Consider the following 24,079-nt stretch of genomic DNA (forward strand, 5'->3'; position numbering starts at 1 on the left):
ATTGATTATTTTTTATTATTCAGTTCGTTTGCTATTTTTAAAATGTCATACATCACTTCTTTGAAAACTTCCATTTTTTCAGAAGAAATTTTTTCGACTACTTTTTTGTTAAAGTTTACCACAACTTCTTTAGATAAATTCCTACTGGTCAATCCTTTGTCGGTTAGTTTAATGATGACTTCGCGTTTATCATTGGTAGTTTTTTCTTTGTAGATATAACCATTGTCTTCCAGTAATTTGATAATTCTTGTTAAAGACGTTGGTTCAATCGCCATTTTCGGTCCCAAATTCGTACTTCTGGTTCCTTCTTTTGGATCGATTTTTAAAAGCGTAAGTGCTTGAACTGCAGTAGCATCATGATCTTGCGCTAGCTCCGAATACATTTTCGAAACAGCAAGCCAAGTCGACTTCAAAATGAGATCTACATTCTCAACTCTTTCATTATTTTTATGGTCCATATTTATCTTTCGATGTGATTTATACAAATATAAAAAAGAAATACTATGCATGCATAGTATTTTCAGTATTTTCATTAAGTATTTGATTATCAGCTAAATAAAATATATGATTTGCATAATACTATGCATGCATAGTAAATAATTAATCATTCAAAAATGTAGAATTAATCATGGTTTGCAATGAATTCGGCAATCTCTTTAAAAGAATTGAATTTTCGTTGAATTTCATCAATAGAAATCACCCAAAACGGATCATTAAATTCAAATTTTAGGGAAGAAAGGTTTTTTCTAAAGTTTTTTTGAAGAAAAGAATACAGCATTTCCTTTTCCAATTGTGGTGCGAAAATCTGTGGAGCAACAAAATTTTCGTTGAAACGAAAAACTTCAGGATTCAACAATTCATTGTGTTTTAAGAGGATTTCTTCCGCAATTCCAGCTTCTAACTTCCCATCATTTACCAACCAAATTTTGTCCGAAAATTCCTTTGCCAAACGCCAATCGTGAGAAGAAAAGAGAATCAATTTGTTGTGATTTTTAGCTAAATTTCTCAGCAATTTTAAAATGATGATTTTATTTTCTTCATCGAGATGAGTGGTAGGTTCATCAAGAATAATCATTGGAGAATTTTGCGCTAAAGCTCTTCCTATAAATGCCTTTTGAAGGTTTCCATCTGAAAGTTTTTGCAAAGGAAAGTCTTTGTATTGAGTTAAATTTAAACTTTCGATAATTTTTTCAACTTCCTGTAAATCAGAATTATTTAGATTGAAATAATATGGGTAATGAATATATTTTCCGAGAGCGACCAAATCGGTCAAAGTAAAATTCGCCGGAACCTGAGATTTTGAAAAAACCACTGCAATTTGTTCCGCGATTTTTTTCTGGGAAAGTCTTTTTAAAGGTTGATTTTGCAGGACAATTTCTCCGTTCAAAGTTGGAATCTGATTGAGAATCGATTTAATTAAAGTAGTTTTTCCAACGCCGTTGTTACCGATTAGTAAACAAATTTCGCCCAAATCCAACGATGTATCAACGCCTTTTATTAAAGGAGTTTTGTAACCGATTGTTGTATTTTTTAATTGTAAAAACATTTTATTTACTAAAAAGCGAAATTTATTTTTTCTTCATAATCATCATCAAAATCACCGGAATTCCGAAAAGGGAGGTGATAACATTCAAAGGAAATTGCGTAAGTTCTGAAATAATACAGAAAAATTCCATGATGAAAATTCCTAAAATCATATTCAAAATCCATTGTTGCCAAAGTTTTGCCGGATTATAAATCATTCTGCAAAAATGAGGAACAACAATTCCAATAAATAAAATCGGTCCTAAAAACGCCGTAACAGAAGCTGAAAACAAGGATGAAGCAATGATGACCAAATATTTCAATTGATTCAAATTTACTCCTAAACTTTGTGCATAAGCGGTTCCTAAAGCATTTCCAATCAATGGTTTTATGGATTTGAAACTTAGGTAAATTCCGAAAATTACAATCAACGATAATATTAAAATTTGATTGGTAGAAACCTGATTATTCGCTCCAAAACTCCATAAAATATAATTTTTAAGGCTTTGATTTTCCGCATAGAACTGCAAGATAGAAACGATAGCTCCTGCCAATGCAGAAACCAAAAATCCAAAAATAATCAAGAAAGATTTATCTTGAAATTTATTGGAAAAAGCCAGCAAAACCAGCATCAACAAAAAGCTTCCCGCAATTGCAGAAATACTGAGAAAACTATTTTGCAAAAACTCTGGAAGCACCAAATTTTGTGAGAAAAAAATATAAAAAGCAACACTTAAGCTCGCCACGGAAGAAATTCCTAAAACGGAAGGTCCAGCCAAAGGATTTTGAAAATATTCCTGCAACAAAAAACCAGAAGTTGGAATCGCAATTCCAGCCAAAAGCATTGCTAAAACCCGATTAATACGAAGTTGTGCTATCTGTGAATTCTCTGAATTTGAAATGAAAAAATCGGAAAAATTAAGTTTTATAAAACCAATATTCAAGTTGATGATTACCGAAATAAAAATTCCGATAATAATGAGAAAACAAATAAACCTGAAACCGGTTTTCAATAGAATTTTCTTTATTTTTTACTTGGACACCATGAAAGAAGAAATTTTTTCATTCAGCATTTCTTTGCTCATCATTCCGACAGTTTCATCGGTTTTATCGCCTTTTCGCAGCAAAGTAAACGGAATTGAACCGCCGTCCCATTGTTTAAAATTGGCGTGGAAATATTCAGGAATCAGTTGTTCACCATCCACCAAAACGATATTTTCTGACAAATGATTTTCTTCTGCAAAAGCTTTTACCTTCGTATCCCAATCTTCTTTTGCATCCAAACTGACAAATGTGAATTTCACGGGTTGACCTTTCAATTCCTTCATTTTCTCTTTGAAATGCGGGATTTCAACCATACAAGGTCCGCACCATGTAGCGAAAAAATTGGTTACATATAAAGTATCATTATTTTTTTTTGCAAGCATCTTTGACGTTTCATCCGGTGTTAATTCTATTTTTTTGAAAGGAATTGCCGTTTCTGAAACTTCATTCGATTCCGGAGTTTTTACCGAATCAGTGATGGAATTATCCGTAAGTTCGTCGGTTTTTGTTTCTTTTTTGCAACTGGAAACCATTGCCAAAATCAGAATGCTTAAAATTAATTTATTCATTTTATTTTTATATTTTTGAATCATAATTGATATGGAAAAACTTTCACCTAAGGTGCGGCAAGCCGAATTTCACAGGCTAAAATTAACGAAAAAGCGTCAGCTGACCAAAAACACTTTCTCATTGGAATTTGAAATTCCGGAGGTTTTGAAATCGAATTACCGCTTCGAAGCCGGGCAATATGTTACCATAAAATATCCGGCAAAAGGTAAGGTTTTTCAGAATGATTTTTCGATGACTTCTGCGCCTTACGAGGAAAAAATTTCTTTAGGTATAAAAATCAATAGTGAGGAAAGTTCTACGCAAGAACTTTTTGAAAATTATGAAATCGGTGACGAATTAGAAATTTCTGAACCAAAAGGCCGGTTTACGTTGATATCGAAACCGCATGAATTCCGTACCATCATTGGATTTGCCAGTGGAATTGGCATTACACCTTTAATTAGCCATTTCAAACAATTATTGCATACGGAACCCAGAACACGGTTGTTTTTGTTCTATGGAAACAGAAAATCGGAAGAAATCGCCTTTAAAGATGAACTCGATGATTTGGCCAAAAAATATGGCGACCGATTGCAGATTTTCTATTTCTTTTCGCAGGAAAAAACCTCGGACAACCTGTTTTACGGAAGATTAGATGAAAAAAAACTCAAGCTAATCATTAATCAAATTCTGCATTTAGACGATACCGACGAGGAAAGTACCATTTGGGATGCAGTTGACGAAGTGCTGATCTGCGGAAAAGGAGAGATGATTAAATCGTTGGCGAACGCGTGCTACAACAACGGAATTCCAAAGAAAAATATTCATTTTGAATTATTTGAAGAGTTTAATGATGATATTTATCCTGTCGAAAAAGAATTTCCTTTGGTAGAAGAGATTTCGGTGGATTTTAAACTTTTCGGGAAAAATTATTCAACAAAGCTGGAAAATAATAAAACCAAACTTTTGCAACAATTATTAATTCAACGTTTTCCGTTGCCATATTCTTGTAAATCAGGAATTTGTGGGAGTTGCGAATGTGTTTTGGAAGAAGGTGAGGTAGAACTTTTAGAAAATGAATATTTGACGGAAAAAGAAGAAAAGTCGGGAAAGATTTTGGCGTGCATGTCTTTTGTTTTAAGCAAGAAAATAAAGGTTAATTTTGATCTAACATAAAAGCGAGCAACTTTTGCAAAGAATTTTAGAAATATTAAAATCTTTTTTTATCCTTGTTGAAATCACCGTTTTGCTGATGATTTTAGCGAATGTTTGGGTTGTGGCATTAACTAACGGACGAACTTTTACCAAAATTTCGAAAGTTCCGCCAAGAGAAACTGCGCTGGTTTTAGGGACCTCACCTAGAATGAAATCCGGAGTTTCGAATCCTTATTTTACCAAAAGAATGGATGCAACCGCACTGCTTTACCATCATGGAAAAATAAAAAAAATCATCGTCAGTGGCGAAAAAAGCCAAGGCTACGACGAACCTTTTGCAATGAAAAACTATCTCGTTTATCAGGAAGGTGTTCCGGAAAACATCATTACCGAAGATCCGAAAGGTTTCAAAACGCAAGCTAGCATTAATAATTGCAAAAATATTTACAAGAAAAACGACATCATAATTGTTTCCCAAGGTTTCCACAATTTGCGGGCACTTTTTTATGCAAGAAACAATAATATGAATGCGTTGGGATTCGATGCGCAGGACGTTTTCAGCAATCAAAGTTTTTACAGAAACCAATCTCGGGAATTTTTGGCCCGCGTAAGCGCGGTGGTTTATTATCTCCTTGGAATTGAGAAAAAAGGAACTTAATTTTCAATTTTCAAGTTAAATTCCTGCCATAAAATTCAGAATCATTCGTGCAAAATTCTATCTTTGCATAAACTTTTATTTATGCTCGTTATCGGAATTGCAGGCGGCACAGGCTCTGGAAAAACTACTGTGGTAAACAAAATTCTACAGCAACTGAACACTGAAGGAGTTAATGTACTCTCACAAGATAATTATTACCACGATAATCAGCAGTTAACCCTTGCTGAAAGGGAAGTTCTCAATTACGACCACCCAAAATCCATCGATTTTGATCTCTTGCTAAAACATGTAAAAGCGCTGAAAAATGGAGAAAACATCGAACAGCCAATCTACTCATTTGTTACCCATTCCCGAACCGGCGATCATGTTCTGGTAGAACCTAAAAACGTACTGATTGTGGAAGGGATTTTGGTACTGTCCAATTCTGAATTATTGAAAGAATATGATTTAAAAGTCTTTGTTCATGCGGATTCAGATGAAAGATTAATACGAAGAATCCGAAGAGATACGCAGGAAAGAGGTCGCGATTTGCAGGAAGTTCTGCACCGTTACCAAACCACTTTGAAACCCATGCACCAGGAATTTATTGAGCCATCAAAAAATGAAGCAGATCTGATCGTTCCCAACATGAAGCAAAATACCGTGGCGATTGATTTTCTGTCAACGGTGATCAATAATACCTTGAAAAAATCACATTAATTTCTGTATCTTTATTTTTTAAATTTTAAAGGAAATGAAAGAGCTGATTAAAGAAATAAAACCAAAATCTCCGGCGTTAAAATTTATTCAGAAATATGTTCTGAATAAGTATTTTATCACGGTATTTTTGTTTTTGGTTTGGATGATTTTCTTCGATAACACTTCATTTTTGGTCGTTAACGAACTCAACGGAGAAGTCAATAAATACGAAAAACAGCTCGAATATTACAAAACCGAATATCAGAAAAATGACGAGTTCTACAAGAAACTTATGAATAATAAATCTGAAAAAGAAAAATTTGCCAGAGAAAATTATTTCATGAAAAAGCCCAACGAAGAAATCTTCATCCTTGTAGTTGACAGCGCCAATTTGAAAAAAAATCCTTAAGATATGTTCGCAAAAAACTCCATTCAAGATTGGGAAAATTTAGTTAAGAAACAACTGAAAACCGAAGATATCTATGAAATTCTTTCTAAAGAAAATCTGGAAGGAATTGATGTAAAACCTTACTACGATTCCGTTTCCAAGCCTTTGCGAAATCTTCCGAAAGTGGAGGAATCGACGCACTTGGTTGCTCGATATCACGAAAGTTTGGAGGAGAATGTTTTTGCTTTTCTTTTGAATCAAAATGTTGAAAATCTTGAAGAAAAGGCTATTTTCATTAATAATATTGATTTTGCGGAACATATTTCGGTTGATGAAACCAATCGTTATTTCAGTTTGATTGATCTTTTTTCGGAAGACCAAAACGGTGAAATCAATGTGCAATTGGGTAAAGAACTTTTAGCTAAAAGTTTCGACCGAAATATTGCAATCGATGTTTCACTTCATCAAAATTCCGGAGCAACTATTGTACAGCAATTGGCAATTGCATTGGCGAAAGCTAAAGATTTAGCGGAAATTTTCGGTGCGGAAATTCTTAAAAATATCGTTTTTAAATTTGCAGTTGGTTCTACTTATTTCTTTGAAATTGCAAAATTGAGAGCGTTTAAATTGCTTTTCAATCAATTGTCAAAAGAGTTTAACTTAAATGAAATTCCATTTATTTTTGCGGAAACTTCGTTGAGGAACAAATCCCAAAATGATTCTGAAAATAATATTATTAGAGCTTCATTAGAACTTTCATCTGCAATGATTGGTGGTGCTGATGCGGTTTTTACGAACGATTTCAAGGTGGGAACCGGAGATGAACTTTCCGAGGAAATTTCATTCAAACAACAAATTGTTTTGGCTTACGAAAGCATTATCAATGTTTTTGATGACGCCGGAAACGGAAGTTATTACATCGAAAACATTACGCAACAATTCGCCGAAAAATCCTGGAAATTATTCCTTGAAATGGAAGAAAATGGTGGTTATTCCGAATTGGTGAAAACAGGTTGGATTCAGCAAAAAATTTATGAAAATGCGGTCAAAGAACAGCAATGGTTGGAAGAGGGAAAAATAAAATTAATCGGCGTGAATTTCTATCCTAAATTGGAGAAAACGAAATCCGTCGAAGAACTTTATAATCCGTCGAAAATTGTACCAGTCCGATTAAGTGAAATGTACGAATAATTGCCTTTTGAAAAATATTTTAAAACCAGAAATACAACAATTCATCAATGCAAATCTAACCACCGATTTGCATTCTTTGTTATTGAAAAAATCGCCTTTTCCAGAGGCGTCAATGCTGGAAATCATCCAACAGATCAAAGGAAAAAAAGTAGCTCAACGAAAATTTCGGTTTCTGTTGAAAGAAGGAATTGTATTTCCTCCGAATCTCAACTTGGAGCAAGCGTCATCGCAATCTACAGCTGAATTTAAAGCTAAAAATTTGCAAGGAAAAAACTTCCTCGATCTCACTTGCGGTTTCGGAATTGACGCTTATTTTCTGTCGGAAAATTTTGAAAAAGTTATCCTTATCGAACAGAATTCGCAACTTATTGAAATCGTGAAACATAATTGGATGGTTTTGGGCAGAAAAGCGAATTTTATTAATGAAAAATTAGAAATATTTTTAACTGAAAACACCGAAAAATTCGATCTGATTTACCTTGATCCGGCAAGAAGAGACCACGAAAAGAACAAAAAATTTCTTCTTGAAGATTTATCGCCCAATCTTTTGGAAATTCAAGAAAAACTGAGCGAAATATCCGATGAACTCATCGTGAAACTTTCTCCTTTGATTGATATTTCTTACTTGGTTTCTGTTTTAAAATCTGTTTCGAAAATTCAAATTATTGCGGTGAAAAATGAGGTTAAGGAACTTTTGGTTTTTATCAATTCTTCTTCAAAGTCAGATGAAATTGAAGTTTCTACCATCAATTTAGAAAGTGACGAACCTGAATTTTTTTATAAATTAAATGAAGAAAAAAGCTCAATTTCTGCTTTTTCTGAACCTTTGAAATTTCTTTATATTCCGAACAATGCGGTTTTGAAATCGGGGGCTTTCAATTTGGTTTCCGAAAAATTTAGCATAAAAAAACTGCATCCGAATTCTCATTTTTATACTTCGGATGAACGTTTGAATGCCTTTCCGGGAAGAATTTTGGAAGTTGAAAAAATTGAAGCTAAAGCCATTAAAAAAGGAGAAAAATTCAATATAATTTCAAAAAATCATCCGCTTTCGCCTGAAGAAATCAAGAAAAAATATAAGATTTCGGATGGTGGAAATTCCTATTTGATTTTCACGCAAAGCCAAAAAGGGAAAATTATTTTGAAATCTGTTTAGAAAAGATTTAATTTTTTTGTGACAAATCGTAATATTTCTTACTTTTGGACAATCAAAAAAAACATATGAAATCGCCAATGATCAATGCGAAAAGTGGTGAAAATTCAGCAATTTCATATAACCTATAAAAACAATAGAGATTACTTATGAAAAAAATTATTTTAGGTGTAGCGCTTGCAAGTTTGGTGATTAGCTGTAAAAAAATACAAGCAGGTGGCAATAAAGGAGTTCTGAAATTAGACGAAAACACAGAAAGATACAGCGACGATGAGATTCATGGAGACGGAATGCCGGCTGCGACTCATCATACCGAAGAAGTATCAAAAGATTCTGCAAAAATTACAGATGCTCACGCAACTTCTGTAAAAACCGATTCAGCGAAAGTAGAAACTGCAGAAAATCACAGCAAATAATTCTTAATTTTATTATAAACAGATAAAATGTCTTGCTCCTGCGAGGCATTTTTTTTATTTTTACAAGATTCGATTTTTCATAATTAATAATAAAGATAAAATGCAAGAAACATTAAATTACATTCAGGAAAACAAACAGAGATTTGTAGATGAATTGTTTGAACTACTAAAAATTGCTTCTATTTCAGCCGATCCTGCGTATAAAGATGAAGTTTTGAAATGTGCAGATACCATTGCCGGATTTTTGAAATCCGCAGGAGCTGATCAAGTTGAAATTTGCGAAACCAAGGGTTATCCTATCGTTTTTGGGGAGAAAATTCTAGATAAAAATTTGCCGACCGTTTTGGTTTACGGACATTATGATGTGCAACCACCAGATCCGTTGGAACTTTGGAGAAAACCACCTTTCGAACCGTATATTGAGAAAACGGAGCTTCACCCAGATGGCGCCATTTTCGCAAGAGGTTCTGCTGACGATAAAGGACAGTTTTTTATGCATTTAAAAGCATTTGAAGCGATGATGAAAACCAATTCTTTGCCTTGTAATGTGAAATTTATTTTAGAAGGCGAGGAAGAAGTTGGATCGAAAAGTCTAGAAGATTTCGTGAATGACAACAAAGAAAAACTTTCTTGCGACGTTATTTTGATCTCAGATACTCACATCTACTCAAAGGAACAACCAACGGTAACTACCGGTCTTAGAGGTTTGAGCTACGTAGAAGTAGAAGTGGAAGGTCCGAACAGAGATTTGCATTCCGGACTTTACGGCGGCGCAGTTCCAAATCCTATTCACGCTCTTTCGAGAATGATTGCCAAATTGATCGATGAAGACGGTCACATCACAATTGACGGATTTTATGATAATGTCGATAACGTTTCTGATGCTGAAAGAGCAGAAATGAACAAGTTGAAAGATGATCCGGAAGGTTTCAAAAAATCGATCGGTTTAATTGATGTTGAAGGTGAAAAAGGATACACGACATTGGAAAGAACCTCGATTCGACCGACTTTAGATTGCAATGGAATTTGGGGCGGATACATCGGTGAAGGTGCGAAAACAGTGATCCCTTCGAAAGCTTTCGCTAAAATTTCGATGCGTTTGGTTCCTTATCAAACTCCAGAAGAGATTACCGAAAAATTCACGAAGTATTTCGAGAAAATTGCTCCTAAAAATGTAAAAGTGAAAGTAACGCCTCACCACGGTGGAATGCCTTATGTTTTACCAAGCGATACGAAAGAGTTTTTGGCGGCCAAAAAAGCAATGGAAACAGCTTTTGGAAAAGAAGTTTTACCATACAGAAGTGGCGGAAGTATCCCAATTACAGCGATGTTTGAGCAAGTTTTGGGAGCGAAATCTGTATTAATGGGATTCGGGTTAGATTCGGATGCAATTCACTCACCGAATGAACATTACGGATTATTTAATTTCTATAAAGGAATCGAAAGTATTCCGCTTTTCTTTGAAAATTACGCTAAAGCATAGCACAACAAATTATTAAAAAATGAAAGATAAAGTAGCATATATCACAGGCGGAACCAAAGGAATTGGTTTTGGAATCGCACAAGTATTACTGCAGAATGGAATTATAGTAGCAATTTCCGGTAGAAAACAAGAAGATGCGGAAGCAGCAGCAAACCATTTATCAAAAGATCAATCGATGGTTTTAGGAATTGCTTCAGATGTTAAAATTTTTGAAGATGAAAAAAATGCAGTTTCGGAAATTATTAAAAAATTCGGTCGGTTAGATTATGTAATTGCCAATGCTGGTTTAGGGATTTTCAAACCAGTAGATCAACTCGATACTGAAGATTGGAACAATATGATAGATACCAATCTTACCGGTGTATTTCATAGTTTGAAAGCATCTGTAGAAGAATTGAAGAAAACAGAAGGATATTTCATCAGTATTGCAAGTTTGGCCGGAACCAATTTCTTCGAAAACGGAGCAGGTTACAATGCTTCGAAATTCGGAGTTGTAGGTTTCACCCAAGCTGCGATGATTGATTTAAGGAAGTACAATATTAAAGTTTCCACAATTTTGCCGGGTTCGGTTTCTTCTAATTTTAATGATAATGAACCTTCGGAAAAAGACGCGTGGAAAATTCAACCGGAAGATATCGGCGAGTTAATCATCGATCTTTTCAAAATGAATCCACGTACTTTACCTAGTAAAATCGAGATTAGGCCGTCTAAACCAAACAGTTAAAATTATGTATGAAATATTAATTTTCAAAAAATACTATGCATGCATAATATATTATTATTTAACTTAGCAAAACTGAAAAAACAAATTACAGCTCCGTAATCAATAAATTATTGAGGTGTATTTTTTAAAAAATTTTAAATTATTTAACACATGAAAATATTAGTTTGTATCAGTAGTGTTCCGGATACTACTTCCAAAATTAATTTCACAGCAGATAAATCTGCTTTCGACAAAAACGGAATTCAGTGGGTTATCAACCCTTTGGATGAATTTGCATTAACTAAAGCCGTTAAGTTACAAGAAACTCAAGGTGCAACGGTAACGGTAATCAACGTTGGTGATGCAGGTACTGAGGCTGTAATCAGAAAAGCTTTGGCAATTGGTGCTAATGATGCAGTTCGTGTAAATACCGATCCTAAAGATAGTTTTTCTGTTGCAAAAGAAATCGCCAATTTCGCTCAAAACGGTGGTTACGATTTAGTACTTTGTGGAAAAGAATCTATCGATTACAACGGTGGTGCTGTTCCCGGAATGGTAGCTCAATTGCTTAATCGGCCTTTTGTAAATGCTTGTGTAGGACTTGATGTAAACGGTTCCGAAGCTACAGCAGTTCGAGAAATCGAAGGTGGAAAAGAAACAATTTCTGTTAAACTTCCTGCTGTAATTGCTGGTCAAAAAGGAATGGTTGATGAAAAAGATTTAATTATTCCGAATATGAGAGGAATTATGTCTGCCAGAACAAAACCATTACAGGTGCAAGAGCCTACCTCTACTGAAGTTCGCGTTGAAGGAGTTTCCTACGATTCAGTACCTGCAAGAGCTGCAGTGAAAATGGTTGCAGCAGATCAGCTTGATGAGTTGGTAAGATTACTTCATGAGGAAGCAAAAGTAATTTAATTTAAAATTCAACATTTAAAATTTCAAAAAATGGCAGTATTCGTATACGCAGAAAATATAAACGGAATTTACAAGAAGGCAGCTTTCGAAGCGGTTTCTTACGCTAAAGCAATTGCCGATCAATTGGGCGAAACCGTGAGCGCAATTACCATTAATCCTACAGATTCTTCAGATCTTTTGTATAAATATGGTGCAAATAATGTAATCAATGTGAAAGACGAAGGATTGAAAAACTTCAGCGCGAAAGCTTACGCACAAGCAGTAAAAGAAGTTGCAAACGGCAATATCATCGTATTTCCTCACACCACTGATGCGTCTTCTGTAGCTCCAATGTTGGCGGTGATGAAAGATTTTTCATTAATTACCAATGTTTTGGAAGCACCAGAAAGTATTTCCCCGTTCCAAGTGAAAAGAAGAGCTTTTTCCGGAAAAGGGTTTATGCACGCGAAAGCTGATGCACAGGGTGTTATCGTTACCGTTTCTCAAAACGCTTTCGGTGTTAAAGAAAATCCAGTTGCAGGAACTGAAGAAGTAAAAGATCTTTCCGTTGCGAATGAGGATACCAAAGTGATTTCTCATGAACAAAGTTCCGGTAAATTAGACTTAAAAGAAGCAGAAATCGTAGTTTCCGCAGGTCGTGGAATGAAGGCTCCAGAAAACTGGGGAATGGTTGAGGATTTGGCAAACGTATTAGGAGCAGCAACTGCTTGTTCTAAACCAGTTTCCGATATCGGTTGGAGACCTCACTCCGAGCACGTTGGACAAACCGGAAAAGCAATTTCTCCTAATTTGTATATCGCAATTGGGATTTCCGGCGCGATTCAGCATTTGGCGGGAGTAAATTCTTCAAAAACCATTGTGGTAATCAATAGTGATCCTGAAGCTCCTTTCTTCAAATCAGCAGATTATGGAGTTGTAGGTGATGCATTCCAGATTATCCCGGAATTAACTCAGAAAATCAAAGCTTTGAAAGGATAATTTTTTTCCTTAAAAAATACACGAAACGTCGGAATTTTCCGGCGTTTTTTTTGTTTGCAAAAATAATATTCTTTAAATTGTTAAATATTTCATGATAAAATTCTGTTTCATAACGAAAAACAGTAATTTTACTTAAATATCCTGCTAAAATACCAAAATGGATGTGTTTGTATGGAATATGGCGATTTCTTTTCAGGTACTTTTTCTTATTATAAGTGGAGTAATTTTCATTTACATTAGAGAAGGAAGCTTTAAATATTATGCGCTTTATATTGTTTTTCTATTAACATATCTGTTAAGCAGAAACGATTATTTTTACTATGCTTTTGAGCATTTTATCGCTCGATTTCTTACTCAAAATAACGCGGAAATTTTCACTTACATCGCATGTCTTTTTCTGCAAATTGTTTTTTATAATTACTACTGCAGATTTGCGCTACACTTTCTGGACCTCGATAAACATATTAGAAAATATTTCAACAGAATCATGAGAATCGTGAGGTATCTCGGTGGTTTATTTTTCGGTTGGGCAATCATTGCATATTATTTCAAAACTCCGCATTTGTACATGAAATTGTTCACATTTCTATATTTACCCATAATGCTCAGCATTTTTGTGATCACTTTTTACCATGCAATTCAACATTCCGGAAAACATAAAAATTTCTTTTTGGTTGGCGTTTGTGCATTTGTTTTTTTTGCTTTAATGGCGTTCAGCGGAAGTCGGATTTCTTCTTTGAATATGGAAAATCCAATCAAGTATTTCTATATCGGAATCATCATTGAAACACTTTTTTTTTAGTTTAGGTTTGGCTTACAAGGTGAAATTGATTAATGACGATAAAAACCGAATTTTAATGCAAGTTACCAAACATCGACATCAACAGCAAATAAGCAAATTAAATGGAGTTTTGGAAGGCGAGGAAAAAGAAAGAAAAAGAATCGCCGAAGAGTTGCATGATGGAGTAGCAGGTGATTTAACAGCTATAAAATTTAATCTTTTAGCACTGAATTCTGAAGAGATGAAACCGAAAAACTCGTCGATTATTAAAGAAATTACTGAAATTATCGACAATTCTTGTTTACAAATTCGGGAACTTTCTCACAATCTTTCTCCTTCTTCGATTACCCAGTTTGGATTGGTAAAAACCATTGAAAACCTCTTTTTAAAAGGAGAAAAGTTTTATGGAATCCGGTTCAAATTTCTTTTCACTGGCGAAAAAATTCAATTTAATAAAGTAATTGAAACGCATATTTATCGGATAATCCAGGAGCTCATCAATAATATCATCAAACATTCCGGAGCGAAAGAAGCTTTTATAGAAATCAACTACCATCATCCTGAGCTGAAAATTTCTGTTCGAGACAACGGAATTGGCTTTCAACCAAAACAAATCAGTAAAGGAATTGGTTTAAACAACATCGATTCGCGAATTCGTTTTTTGAATGCCGATTTTAAAAAGATTGAAATAGAGAAAGGAAGCTGGTTTATCGTTGACATTTCTTTGGACAAAATAGTTGATTTGTAGATGATCTTTAATGCTTTTTTTAAGAAATATTAAGAATTATAAATTCTGAATCTAAAAAATCAATTATATTTGTAGCCATGGATTACAAAAGACTAATCATACGTGGAATTTCATACAGCCAATCGCAATCCGGAGCGTACGCACTTCTGCTAGAAGATGAAGAAACCAACGTAAAATTACCAATCGTAATAGGAAATTTCGAAGCACAATCAATTTCTTTAGGTTTAGAGAAAGATTTAAACCCACCACGGCCTCTAACCACGATTTATTCGCAAAATTTGTGATTTCTACCAATTATAAAATCGAATCGGTGATTATTTATCAAATCGTCGATGGAGTATTTTTTTCACATATCAATTTTAAAGAAAATTCTACTGGCCAAGATTTAATTTTAGATGCAAGAACTTCCGATGCAGTAGCGATGGCAGTACGTTTTGATGCTCCCATATTTACTACGAAAGAAGTATTGTCGGAAGCCGGAATCCTATTGGAATTGGAACTTCCCGTAACAACTGAAGAAGATTTTGATGATCCTCAAACTGGTAGTTTACATCTGCTTTCTATGGAGGAGTTACTAAAAATTTTGGACGATGCAGTGAGAGATGAAGATTTCGATGCTGCCTTGGAAATACAAGAGGAAATTAAGAGAAGAGATAAAAAAATAGAATAAACTAGGAATTATCAATCATGAATTTAAAATTACGACTTACCATAATCAGTTTTCTGCAGTTTTTTGTTTGGGGCGCGTGGCTTACCACACTCGGAACTTATGGTTTTTCTTATAAACAATGGAGCGGTGCCGAATTTGGAGCTTTATTTTCAACATTGGGGATTGCATCTGTATTCATGCCCGCTTTGATGGGAATTATCGCTGATAAATGGATCAATGCCGAGAAACTCTACGGAATGCTTCATATTCTCTACGGAATTACGCTCTTCCTATTAGCAAAAACCGACGATCCAACTTCCTTTTTCTGGATTTTATTAGTAGGAATGTGTTTTTACATGCCTACTTTATCGCTATCTAACTCTATTTCGTACAAATTACTGAAGGATAGCCATTACGATGTCGTAAAAGTTTTCCCTCCAATTAGAGTTTGGGGAACCATCGGATTTATCGTAGCCATGTGGTGCACCAATATTTTCAGTGATGAGCAATCATTCTCCCAAACAGGTATTAAAATGGGCGAAATGTTAGCAGGAATTTTCTCGAATTCGCTTAATGCAAATCAATTTTATATTGCCGGTTTCGTTGCAATTTTCTTAGGAATTTTTGCAATGTTCTTGCCGAAATGTCCACCTCCAAAACTCATCGCTCATGATGCTACATGGTCTGAAAAATTAGGATTAGACGCTTTCAAGTTATTTGGACAGAAAAAAATGGCGTTGTTCTTTGTATTTTCGATGTTTTTGGGAGCTGCATTACAGTTAACCAACATGTACGGTGATACATTTCTAAAAGATTTTGGCGCAGTAGAAGCTTACAAAAATTCAGCGGTAGTGCAATATTCTACAATGATCATTTCCATTTCTCAAATTTCAAAAACGCTTTTCATTTTGGCAATACCTTTCTTCCTTTATAAATTTGGAATTAAAAAAGTGATGCTTATCAGTATGGGAGCTTGGGTCTTGCGCTTCGGTTTCTTTTCTTTGGGAGCACCGGAAGGTTTCGGGCTTATCCTTATTATTCTTTCGAATATTATTTATGGAATGGCTTTCGATTTCTTTAATATTTCAGGATCATTATTCGTAGAAAGTACCACTGATAGCAAAATTCGTTCATCAGCACAAGGTTTATTCATGATGATGACCAATGGTTTCGGAGCCATTTTAGGCAGCTCGGTAAGTGGTTGGCTCATTTCTACCTTCTTCACCAATCCGGATGGTGGAAAGATGTGGCATGAGATATGGCTCGTTTTCGCCATTTACGCACTGATCATTGCAATCGCTTTTGCAATTTTGTTTAAGCACAAGCATAATCCGGCAGTTGTGGCGGAGCTCAAACATTAACCAATCCCTTTAAAATAAAATCAAAACGCACTTTTTCGGAAGTGTGTTTTTTTTTGTATTTTGCCGTATTAATAAACTTATAATTCAAAATATGAAAGAAGTATTCATCGTGTCGGCAGTACGGACTCCAATGGGAAGTTTTTTGGGAAGTCTTTCCACTGTTCCGGCACCGAAATTAGGATCTGTAGCCATCAAAGGTGCATTAGACAAAATCAATCTTAATCCGAAATTGGTACAAGAAGTTTATATGGGAAATGTTCTACAAGCAGGCGAAGGACAAGCTCCGGCTCGACAGGCTGCTTTGGGCGCAGGTTTGTCAAATGAAACACCATCAACAACTATCAACAAAGTTTGTGCATCTGGAATGAAAGCTGTGATGATGGCTGCACAATCCATTAAAGCGGGTGATCAAAACATCATTGTTGCCGGTGGAATGGAAAATATGTCTTCGGTTCCGCATTATTATAATGCACGAAATGCTACTAAATTAGGCGACGTGAAAATGCTGGACGGAATGCTTGTTGACGGACTTATTGATGTTTACAACAAGGTTCACATGGGAGTTTGCGCCGAAAAATGTGCAGCGAAATACGAAATTTCACGAGAAGATCAGGATAATTTCGCCATCGAATCTTACAAACGCTCCGCAAAAGCATGGAGCGAAGGGAAATTTAAAGAAGAAATCGTTCCTGTAGAAATTCCTCAAAGAAAAGGCGATCCAATAATTTTCGCTGAAGACGAAGAATACAAATCTGTAAATTTTGATAGAATTTCGACTTTACCAACGGTATTCCAGAAAGAAAATGGAACCGTAACTGCTGCAAATGCTTCAACTTTAAATGATGGCGCTTCTGCTTTGGTATTAATGTCGAAAGAAAAAATGGAAGAATTGGGCTTGAAACCTTTAGCAAAAATTGTTTCTTACGCAGATGCTGCTCACGAGCCTGAGTGGTTTACTACCGCACCTTCCAAAGCCTTGCCTATCGCTCTGGAAAAAGCGGGATTACAAATTTCTGATATCGATTTTTTCGAATTCAATGAAGCGTTTTCTGTGGTAGGTTTGGCAAATAATAAAATTTTAGGATTAGATGCCAGTAAAGTGAATGTAAATGGTGGTGCAGTAGCATTAGGTCATCCGCTTGGAAGTTCCGGATCAAGAATTATTGTGAGTTTAATCAATATTCTTAAACAAAATGGAGGAAAATACGGAGCTGCTGCAATTTGCAACGGTGGAGGAGGCGCAAGCGCAATCGTCATCGAGAACGTATAAACCGATGTTTCTTTAAATAAAACCATTAAGAATTATTAATGAATTTTTTCATCAGATTCTTAATGGTTTTTTTATTTTTGTTCTATTAATTAATTTACCAATGCCTGAAAACGATCATTCACAGACTCCAAATATCAAGAACAATCCGAAAATCATGAAAGCATGGGCTTACTATGATTGGGCAAATTCGGTGTATTCATTGGTAATTACCTCTACTATTTTTCCTATTTACTATTCGATTCTTACCACAGCTACCGAAAAAAGTGAGTTTGTAGAAGAAACCGGAAAATGGATTAAAGTTCCTGTGCGGCACATGATCACTATTTTTGGAAAACAGTACCAACCGGATGCTATTTATGGATATTCACTTACGATTTCATTTTTGATTGTAGTTTTACTTTCTCCAATTTTATCGTCATTGGCAGATACCATTGGAAATAAAAAATCGTTTTTGCAGTTTTTCTGTTATCTTGGAGCCACTTCCTGTATGGGATTGGCGATGTTCACAGGTATGCAAAATGTTTTTCTAGGGCTTTTATTCAGTATCACTGCAAGTGTAGGATTTTGGGGAAGTTTGGTGTTTTACAACTCATTTCTTCCCGATATTGCAACACGCGACAAGCAAGATGCACTTTCCGCGAGAGGTTATGTTTATGGTTACATTGGTTCGGTAGTTTTAGTAGTGATTTGTTTGGTTTTAATACAGGTTTTCGCAAAAAATCCCGAGGAAGCTAAACTTTATACCCGAATCTCCTTTCTTTTAACCGGAGCTTGGTGGTTTGGTTTTTCACAGTATACTTTTAAACATTTGCCGCAATTTGGTAATGTTAAAGATCAATTACCCAAAGATTTGGTGTTGCTTAATTACAAAAACATTTTCAAAAAACACGAGGAACAGGGTGGTTTTTGGGAAGTTTTGAAAGATAATATCAATTTTTATTGGGATATTGTTATAGAAAGTTTTCATGAACTTTTCAAGGTCGGAAGAACACTTTTCGCAGACCGTAATTTGAAATTTTTCCTTTCGAGTTTTTTCTTTTATAGCGTTGGGATGCAAACTATTTTCTTAATGGCCACTCTTTTCGGAAAAAGCGAGATCAACCTTGCGCAAGATAAATTGATTTTCACGCTCTTGTTGATTCAAATTGAAGCCATTATCGGTGCCATTATCTTTTCCAGATTATCGAGAATTATCGGCAACAAAAATGTGATTTCTGTCGCGATTATCCTGTGGATTGTGGCGTGTTTATCCGCTTATTATTTAAACAAAGAAAATCCGAATGTGGAATATCAATTCTACGGAATCGCAAGCATCATCGGGTTAGTAATGGGTGGTTTGCAAGCGATGTCGCGCTCTACTTACTCAAAACTTTTGCCTGAAGATTCCATGGACAATACTACTTATTTCAGCTTTTATGATGTATTAGAAAAATTAGCGATTATCCTCGGTACTTTTATATTTGCCACAATGATCGAGAAATACAGCAACATGAGATTTGCAGCATTATCCATGTCAATATTTTTCTTTGCTGGATTGGTTTTAATTAGATTTCTGAAGGTAAAAATAGTAACCGAGAAAAATTGATAAATTTTTAAAAATTTGGCTTAAATTTTGTTAAAACTAAAATATAAATATTTGTTAAATATTTAGTAATTTTGCAATTGAAAATCAACGGTTTAAATTAAACTATGAGCAATCCTTTATTTTACGCTAAAATACTTCTCTTCGGAGAATATGGAATTATTGAAGATTCGCAGGGGCTTACCTTGCCATACAGTTATTATAAAGGCACACTGAAATTTTCTGAACTAAAAAATGATTTTGAAAAAAAATCAAATCTTTCCTTAAAAAAATATTCAGATTATTTAAAAAATTTAGACTTACCTGATCCTTTCAAACTTAATATTCAGGATTTCCATAAAGATATTCAAAATGGACTTTTCTTCGACTCTAATATTCCGCAAGGATATGGGGTTGGAAGTTCCGGAGCCTTGGTCGCAGCAATTTTTGAAAAATATTCCATCAAAAAATATACACCAGAAAATATCACAAAAGATGAACTGAAAGATTTGAAAAAAGTCTTTGGGCAATTAGAAAGTTATTTTCACGGCAAAAGCTCAGGAATTGACCCTTTGATTTGCTATATGAATCTGCCGATTCTCATTGAAAATAAAGAGAATGTGGACCGAGTATCAATCCCAGAAAGTGAAGCAGGCAAAGGTGCCATTTTTTTGATAGACTCTGGAATGACGGGCGAAACCGGACCTATGGTACAGATTTTTTTCGAAAAAATGAAAACTGAAGGTTTCCGCAAAACAATGAAGGAAGAGTTTATCCGATACAACAATGCCTGTATTGATGCTTTTTTGAAAAAAGATATGAATCCGCTGTTCAGAAACCTCAAAAATCTTTCAATTTGGGCATACGAACATTTCAAACCAATGATTCCGGAAAGCATTTACAACGCTTGGAAAAAAGGTCTTGATACGAACGCTTACTACATGAAACTATGTGGTAGTGGAGGCGGAGGTTATATTTTAGGCTTCACAAAAGATTATGCAAAAGCAGAAAAAATGCTCAAAGGTTTCCACAAAGAGGTAATTTACAGATTCTAATCATTAAGCCGGAAAAAATACATTGTTTGATCTTGTTCCGCTTAATTAATGAAAAATCCAATCCTTTATAGAATTTCACAGTTAATCGGTTTCCTTTTGGGAGCACGGGTTTTTGTAGGTTTGTTGCTTACATTTGCGCTATATGTTTCTACGTTTTTCCTTTTTAATCAAGAAGAAAGTTTAAGAAATTTCGTTTTCGATTTCAAAGTTCACGGGATTATTTTTTGTACGGTTTTAAGCATTTTCGCCGGCGGAATTATCAACCAATTTTACGATCGGGAAAAAGATCAATTGACCAAACCCTTTCGCACCCGAATTCAAAATTTCCTGAAGCAGAAATACTTTCTTTACGCATATCTTACGCTCAACATACTTTCTTTGGGAATCGCATATTTCATTTCAACGCGGGTTTTTATTTTCTTTCTAATTTATCAATTTTTTATGTGGTTTTATAGTCATAAACTTAGTAAAATATTGATTATTAATAATTTAATCTTTGTCAGTTTAACACTTTACCCATTTTTCGGGATGATGGTTTATTACCACACATTTTCGGTGAAGGTTTTTCTGATGGCTATTTTTATATTTTTAATTTTGCTGATCATCGATCTTACCAAAGATTTGCTCACCAAAAATGCCGATAAAATCTTCGGCTACCAAACCATTCCCAACGTTTTTGGGAACAGAATCTCCAAAGCCATTATCATAACACTTTTAATTCTTCTCTATTTAGTATCCATGATTTTGGTGAACAAAACCGGCATTCATAATATTCTCAATCTCTATTTTGTTAGCGGATTATTGGTGATTATTCTTTGTATATATTTACTTTTAAATTCAATAAAAAAATCCAATTTTATTGTTTTGAATATATTAAGAATATGGGTTTTCATTGGAATTATTGCAATGCTTTTTGATGGAATTATTAAGAGATTTTAAGATATAAAAATCAAGATTTTCATCTTTTTTAATGAATATTTAAGCGCAAAATTTTCAGGTTTCAAAAGAATTGTCGATATATCAACGAATTAGTTTTATCTTTGCAAAAAATTTTTCAGATAATGAGCCGAGACAGAAACAGCAACGACAAACCAAAAAAACCAAGAATTTCAAAGATTTCCAATTCCGGAAGTTCCAGACCTGCTGCTTCCCGTGCACGCGCTCCAAAATCTGAAAATTCCGAAGAAAAGAAACCTGCGAAAACCAGAGAGCCAAGATTAATGTCGCAGGCGGAAGCGAAATCTTATGAAAAAACTTTCGACAGACCGGTTTCCAGAAAACCAGCAGGAAAAAGAATCGGAAAATCTTTCGATAAAGACGCTAAATTTTCCAAAGGTGACCAAAAAGCTCGTCCTACCAAACTTTTCAAAAATTACGAAAGGCCACTTGGGGAGAACGAAAAAACAAGATCTTTTGTACAGAAACGTCGATTCGATAAACTGGCCAAAGAAACACCAAAAGAAAGTATTCGCTTAAATAAATATATCGCCAATTCCGGAATATGTTCACGCCGAGAAGCAGACGAATTGATCACTCAAGGTTTAGTTCAGGTAAACGGAAAAGTAGTTACCGAAATGGGATATCAGGTTCAGAAAACCGATAAAGTAATTTTCGACGGGCAAGGAATTACCCCTGAAAAACCGGTTTATGTACTTTTAAACAAACCAAAAGGATATATTTCAACAACGAAAGACGAAAAAGCGAGAAAAACGGTGTTGGATTTGGTAGCAAATGCTTCTCCGTATCGCCTTTTCCCAGTAGGAAGGTTGGATCGATCGACTACAGGAGTAATTTTACTTACGAATGATGGTCATATGACCAAAAAATTGACGCATCCATCTTTCAACATGAAAAAAATATATCATGTTACTTTAGACAGAAAACTCGACAGAGCCGATCTGAACGCAATTGCAGAAGGAATTCGTTTAGAAGAAGGTGTTGCCGAAGTGGACAGCATATCCTACATCGAAGGAAAACCAAGAAACGAAGTGGGAATCGAAATCCACATCGGTTGGAATAGAGTAGTACGCAGGATTTTCCAAAGATTGGGCTATGAAGTAGAAGCGCTCGATAGAGTAATGTTTGCAGGTTTGACCAAGAAAAATATCAAACGTGGACATTGGAGAATTCTTTCTGATTTGGAGGTGAACAACCTTAAAATGATGTAGAAATCTACATTATAAAATAAAAACTTCCCAAGGTGAATCACTTTGGGAAGTTTTTTTTTAAAAAATATATTAAAAATACAAATAGTAAAAATTACTATTTTTTCAGTTCCAGAATTTGTTTGGCTGAGTCTGATGCGATAACCAAACCGCCACCCAACATAATAATATCTTTAATCACCAATCTTCCGGCAGCCGACAAATAAGGAAAACCGTGATCTGGCCCTCCTAAATTCGGAACCCAAGTTTCTGGGGTTGTAATGAGAAAACTTAAGGTAACGATCGACATTCCGAAGGTAAGAATCCCACCCAAAAGTCCGATTTTCGGAAACCAAATTCCCAACAAAACAGCGATTCCAATGAGGCAAATAACTGTTCCTAAACCATAGGAAAATGAGTAAGTTCCGTTCGCTTGGTGCCATTTGATATTTTCCAGAATCACTTCTCCTTCTTTGTTTTTGTGGAGTTTGTAATTATCGGCATCGTCTGCGCTTTTGTTCAATAAAAAGCTCATAAAAGGAGAGTTTGCAACGAAAGGAATAATTCCGTCAGCTTCGTATTGAAAAGCTTTCAAACCACCAATCCAAGCCATTACGACAAAAATTCCGATTCTGATAAAATGAATAAAATTTCTCTGTGAGTTTGCTAAAAATTCTAACATAAAACTTTGATTTCTTGCAAATTTAAGTCAGAAAAATGGGCAATAAAATGGATATTTCGGGAGTTTATTTGTACAAATCTGCCACTATAGAAATTCCTGCTTCTTCACGAAATTGGGTTGGGGAAATTCCGGTGTGTTTTTTAAAATATTTGCTGAAATAAAATTCATCTTCGAAATTGAGTTCCGATGCGATTTCTTTCATCGATTTTCGGGTGAGATGGATTTGTTTTTTCACTTCTAAAATCACCCTTTCCTGAATGATTTGCGATGGAGTTTTATTGAATTCAGCTTTGATTTTTTTGCTCAAAGTATTAGGAGAAATGTGAAGCAGATTTGCGTAAAATGACGGGCTTTTCTCTTTCAAAAAATGTTGTTCCACCAAGTTTTGGAAATGTTTTAAATCTTTGAAATCGTTCTCTATCAAATCTCTTTCCTGAATAAAACGACTTTTCACTTTGCTACTGATTGCCAAAATCAATTGAAGATAGGAACGCAAAACAGCTTGCGAAAATTCTTCTGAAGGATTGATTTCATTGATTTTTAGAAAATATTCAGAAATTTCATTAAACGTATTTTCATTTAAAGAAAAATGTGGAAAAAGATAAATATTATTGAAAAGCAAACCATTGCAGGCAACTTCCTTTTTGTGAAATTCGATGCAATAAAAATCACCATGAAAACTCAATAATTGTATCTCAAAGGTATTTTTCCCGAAAATTTGAATGTTTTGATAAGGTGAAGTGAAAAGCGCAGTTTTACCCTGAAAATCGTACTCTACAAAATCAATAGAAATTTTTCCTTCGCCTTCGAACAGGAAAACATGATATAAAGAGTCGCTTTTGCCGGTTTCAAAATCCTTGTTGGTATATTTTTGAACAGAAAATTTCTCATCTTGCATGTTACAAATTTACATTTTTTAAAAGATTATGATTTCCTTGAAAAAAAAATTATAAAACGAACGTAACAATTTGCTTAAATCGTAACTTACTT

General features: G+C 34.7%; 25 protein-coding genes and 1 pseudogene. 20 read left to right on the top strand and 6 right to left on the bottom strand.

Features of this window, described 5'->3' with window-relative positions; translation table 11 throughout:
* Window positions 1–5 precede the first annotated feature (5 nt).
* The 4 genes from AP75_RS04430 to AP75_RS04445 all read right to left on the bottom strand — a co-directional run bounded on the left by AP75_RS04430 (window position 6) and on the right by AP75_RS04445 (window position 3,137).
* Window positions 6–458 (bottom strand): MarR family winged helix-turn-helix transcriptional regulator, encoded by a 453-nt coding sequence (locus AP75_RS04430; protein ID WP_031504315.1) that lies wholly within the window; start codon window positions 456–458, stop codon window positions 6–8.
* 164 nt (window positions 459–622) lie between these two features.
* Window positions 623–1,546, bottom strand: coding sequence for an ABC transporter ATP-binding protein (locus AP75_RS04435; protein ID WP_031504317.1), 924 nt, complete (start codon window positions 1,544–1,546; stop codon window positions 623–625).
* A gap of 22 nt (window positions 1,547–1,568) precedes the next feature.
* Window positions 1,569–2,537 (bottom strand): iron ABC transporter permease, encoded by a 969-nt coding sequence (locus AP75_RS04440; RefSeq protein ID WP_088263697.1) that lies wholly within the window; start codon window positions 2,535–2,537, stop codon window positions 1,569–1,571.
* An 18-nt stretch (window positions 2,538–2,555) separates the two neighbouring features.
* Window positions 2,556–3,137 carry a TlpA family protein disulfide reductase gene (locus tag AP75_RS04445; protein WP_031504319.1) on the bottom strand — a complete coding sequence of 194 codons (582 nt, stop codon included), beginning with the start codon at window positions 3,135–3,137 and terminating at the stop codon, window positions 2,556–2,558.
* 31 nt (window positions 3,138–3,168) lie between these two features.
* Between AP75_RS04445 and AP75_RS04450 the strand changes: the two genes are divergently transcribed.
* The 20 genes and pseudogenes from AP75_RS04450 to AP75_RS04545 all read left to right on the top strand — a co-directional run bounded on the left by AP75_RS04450 (window position 3,169) and on the right by AP75_RS04545 (window position 22,431).
* Window positions 3,169–4,293: a 2Fe-2S iron-sulfur cluster-binding protein gene (locus tag AP75_RS04450; protein WP_088263698.1), complete on the top strand. Its 1,125-nt coding sequence runs from the start codon at window positions 3,169–3,171 to the stop codon at window positions 4,291–4,293.
* A gap of 76 nt (window positions 4,294–4,369) precedes the next feature.
* The gene (locus AP75_RS04455) at window positions 4,370–4,930 is read left to right on the top strand and encodes a SanA/YdcF family protein (RefSeq protein WP_088263726.1); all 561 of its coding nucleotides are present in this window, start codon (window positions 4,370–4,372) and stop codon (window positions 4,928–4,930) included.
* An 81-nt stretch (window positions 4,931–5,011) separates the two neighbouring features.
* Complete coding sequence (gene udk / locus AP75_RS04460; protein ID WP_031504321.1) at window positions 5,012–5,629, top strand: uridine kinase; 618 nt, start codon at window positions 5,012–5,014, stop codon at window positions 5,627–5,629.
* A gap of 34 nt (window positions 5,630–5,663) precedes the next feature.
* The gene (locus AP75_RS04465) at window positions 5,664–6,017 is read left to right on the top strand and encodes an FtsB family cell division protein (RefSeq protein ID WP_031504323.1); all 354 of its coding nucleotides are present in this window, start codon (window positions 5,664–5,666) and stop codon (window positions 6,015–6,017) included.
* 3 nt (window positions 6,018–6,020) lie between these two features.
* Window positions 6,021–7,187: a methylmalonyl-CoA mutase family protein gene (locus tag AP75_RS04470; protein ID WP_088263699.1), complete on the top strand. Its 1,167-nt coding sequence runs from the start codon at window positions 6,021–6,023 to the stop codon at window positions 7,185–7,187.
* A 7-nt stretch (window positions 7,188–7,194) separates the two neighbouring features.
* Window positions 7,195–8,343, top strand: coding sequence for a class I SAM-dependent methyltransferase (locus tag AP75_RS04475; RefSeq protein ID WP_088263727.1), 1,149 nt, complete (start codon window positions 7,195–7,197; stop codon window positions 8,341–8,343).
* 146 nt (window positions 8,344–8,489) lie between these two features.
* Window positions 8,490–8,756: a hypothetical protein gene (locus AP75_RS04480; RefSeq protein ID WP_088263700.1), complete on the top strand. Its 267-nt coding sequence runs from the start codon at window positions 8,490–8,492 to the stop codon at window positions 8,754–8,756.
* Window positions 8,757–8,856: 100 nt separating this feature from the next.
* Entirely contained in the window at window positions 8,857–10,239 is a 1,383-nt protein-coding gene (locus tag AP75_RS04485) for a dipeptidase (protein WP_031504324.1), read from the top strand.
* A 19-nt stretch (window positions 10,240–10,258) separates the two neighbouring features.
* On the top strand, window positions 10,259–10,963 hold the full coding sequence (locus AP75_RS04490; protein WP_088263701.1) for an SDR family oxidoreductase: 705 nt from the start codon (window positions 10,259–10,261) through the stop codon (window positions 10,961–10,963).
* 150 nt (window positions 10,964–11,113) lie between these two features.
* The gene (locus AP75_RS04495; RefSeq protein ID WP_088263702.1) at window positions 11,114–11,860 is read left to right on the top strand and encodes an electron transfer flavoprotein subunit beta/FixA family protein; all 747 of its coding nucleotides are present in this window, start codon (window positions 11,114–11,116) and stop codon (window positions 11,858–11,860) included.
* Window positions 11,861–11,890: 30 nt separating this feature from the next.
* On the top strand, window positions 11,891–12,838 hold the full coding sequence (locus AP75_RS04500; protein WP_088263703.1) for an electron transfer flavoprotein subunit alpha/FixB family protein: 948 nt from the start codon (window positions 11,891–11,893) through the stop codon (window positions 12,836–12,838).
* Window positions 12,839–12,995: 157 nt separating this feature from the next.
* Window positions 12,996–13,640, top strand: a complete 645-nt coding sequence (locus tag AP75_RS04505) for a 7TM diverse intracellular signaling domain-containing protein (protein WP_084186144.1) — start codon at window positions 12,996–12,998, stop codon at window positions 13,638–13,640.
* Window positions 13,621–14,367, top strand: coding sequence for a sensor histidine kinase (locus tag AP75_RS04510; protein WP_031504327.1), 747 nt, complete (start codon window positions 13,621–13,623; stop codon window positions 14,365–14,367). The genes AP75_RS04505 and AP75_RS04510 overlap by 20 nt, the downstream gene beginning before the upstream one ends.
* Window positions 14,368–14,444: 77 nt before the next feature.
* Window positions 14,445–15,037: pseudogene (locus AP75_RS04515) on the top strand (bifunctional nuclease family protein).
* A 17-nt stretch (window positions 15,038–15,054) separates the two neighbouring features.
* Entirely contained in the window at window positions 15,055–16,377 is a 1,323-nt protein-coding gene (locus tag AP75_RS04520; RefSeq protein WP_088263704.1) for a nucleoside permease, read from the top strand.
* 91 nt (window positions 16,378–16,468) lie between these two features.
* On the top strand, window positions 16,469–17,647 hold the full coding sequence (locus AP75_RS04525) for an acetyl-CoA C-acyltransferase (protein WP_031504331.1): 1,179 nt from the start codon (window positions 16,469–16,471) through the stop codon (window positions 17,645–17,647).
* A gap of 100 nt (window positions 17,648–17,747) precedes the next feature.
* Complete coding sequence (locus AP75_RS04530; RefSeq protein ID WP_088263705.1) at window positions 17,748–19,232, top strand: MFS transporter; 1,485 nt, start codon at window positions 17,748–17,750, stop codon at window positions 19,230–19,232.
* Between the two features lie 104 nt (window positions 19,233–19,336).
* Window positions 19,337–20,263, top strand: coding sequence for a mevalonate kinase family protein (locus AP75_RS04535; RefSeq protein ID WP_031502859.1), 927 nt, complete (start codon window positions 19,337–19,339; stop codon window positions 20,261–20,263).
* 48 nt (window positions 20,264–20,311) lie between these two features.
* Window positions 20,312–21,202 (top strand): UbiA family prenyltransferase, encoded by an 891-nt coding sequence (locus AP75_RS04540; protein WP_088263706.1) that lies wholly within the window; start codon window positions 20,312–20,314, stop codon window positions 21,200–21,202.
* Between the two features lie 122 nt (window positions 21,203–21,324).
* Window positions 21,325–22,431: a pseudouridine synthase gene (locus AP75_RS04545; RefSeq protein ID WP_185116473.1), complete on the top strand. Its 1,107-nt coding sequence runs from the start codon at window positions 21,325–21,327 to the stop codon at window positions 22,429–22,431.
* 94 nt (window positions 22,432–22,525) lie between these two features.
* On the opposite strand, the gene AP75_RS04550 is transcribed toward AP75_RS04545, so the two are convergent.
* Both AP75_RS04550 and AP75_RS04555 read right to left on the bottom strand, forming a co-directional pair.
* On the bottom strand, window positions 22,526–23,089 hold the full coding sequence (locus AP75_RS04550) for a DUF417 family protein (protein ID WP_031502862.1): 564 nt from the start codon (window positions 23,087–23,089) through the stop codon (window positions 22,526–22,528).
* Window positions 23,090–23,153: 64 nt separating this feature from the next.
* A complete protein-coding gene (locus AP75_RS04555) occupies window positions 23,154–23,987 on the bottom strand; it encodes a helix-turn-helix domain-containing protein (protein WP_031502864.1) in 834 nt (277 codons plus the stop codon).
* Window positions 23,988–24,079: the final 92 nt, after the last annotated feature.

This window comes from Kaistella haifensis DSM 19056 (assembly GCF_000735695.2).
Taxonomy (GTDB): Bacteria; Bacteroidota; Bacteroidia; order Flavobacteriales; family Weeksellaceae; genus Kaistella; species Kaistella haifensis.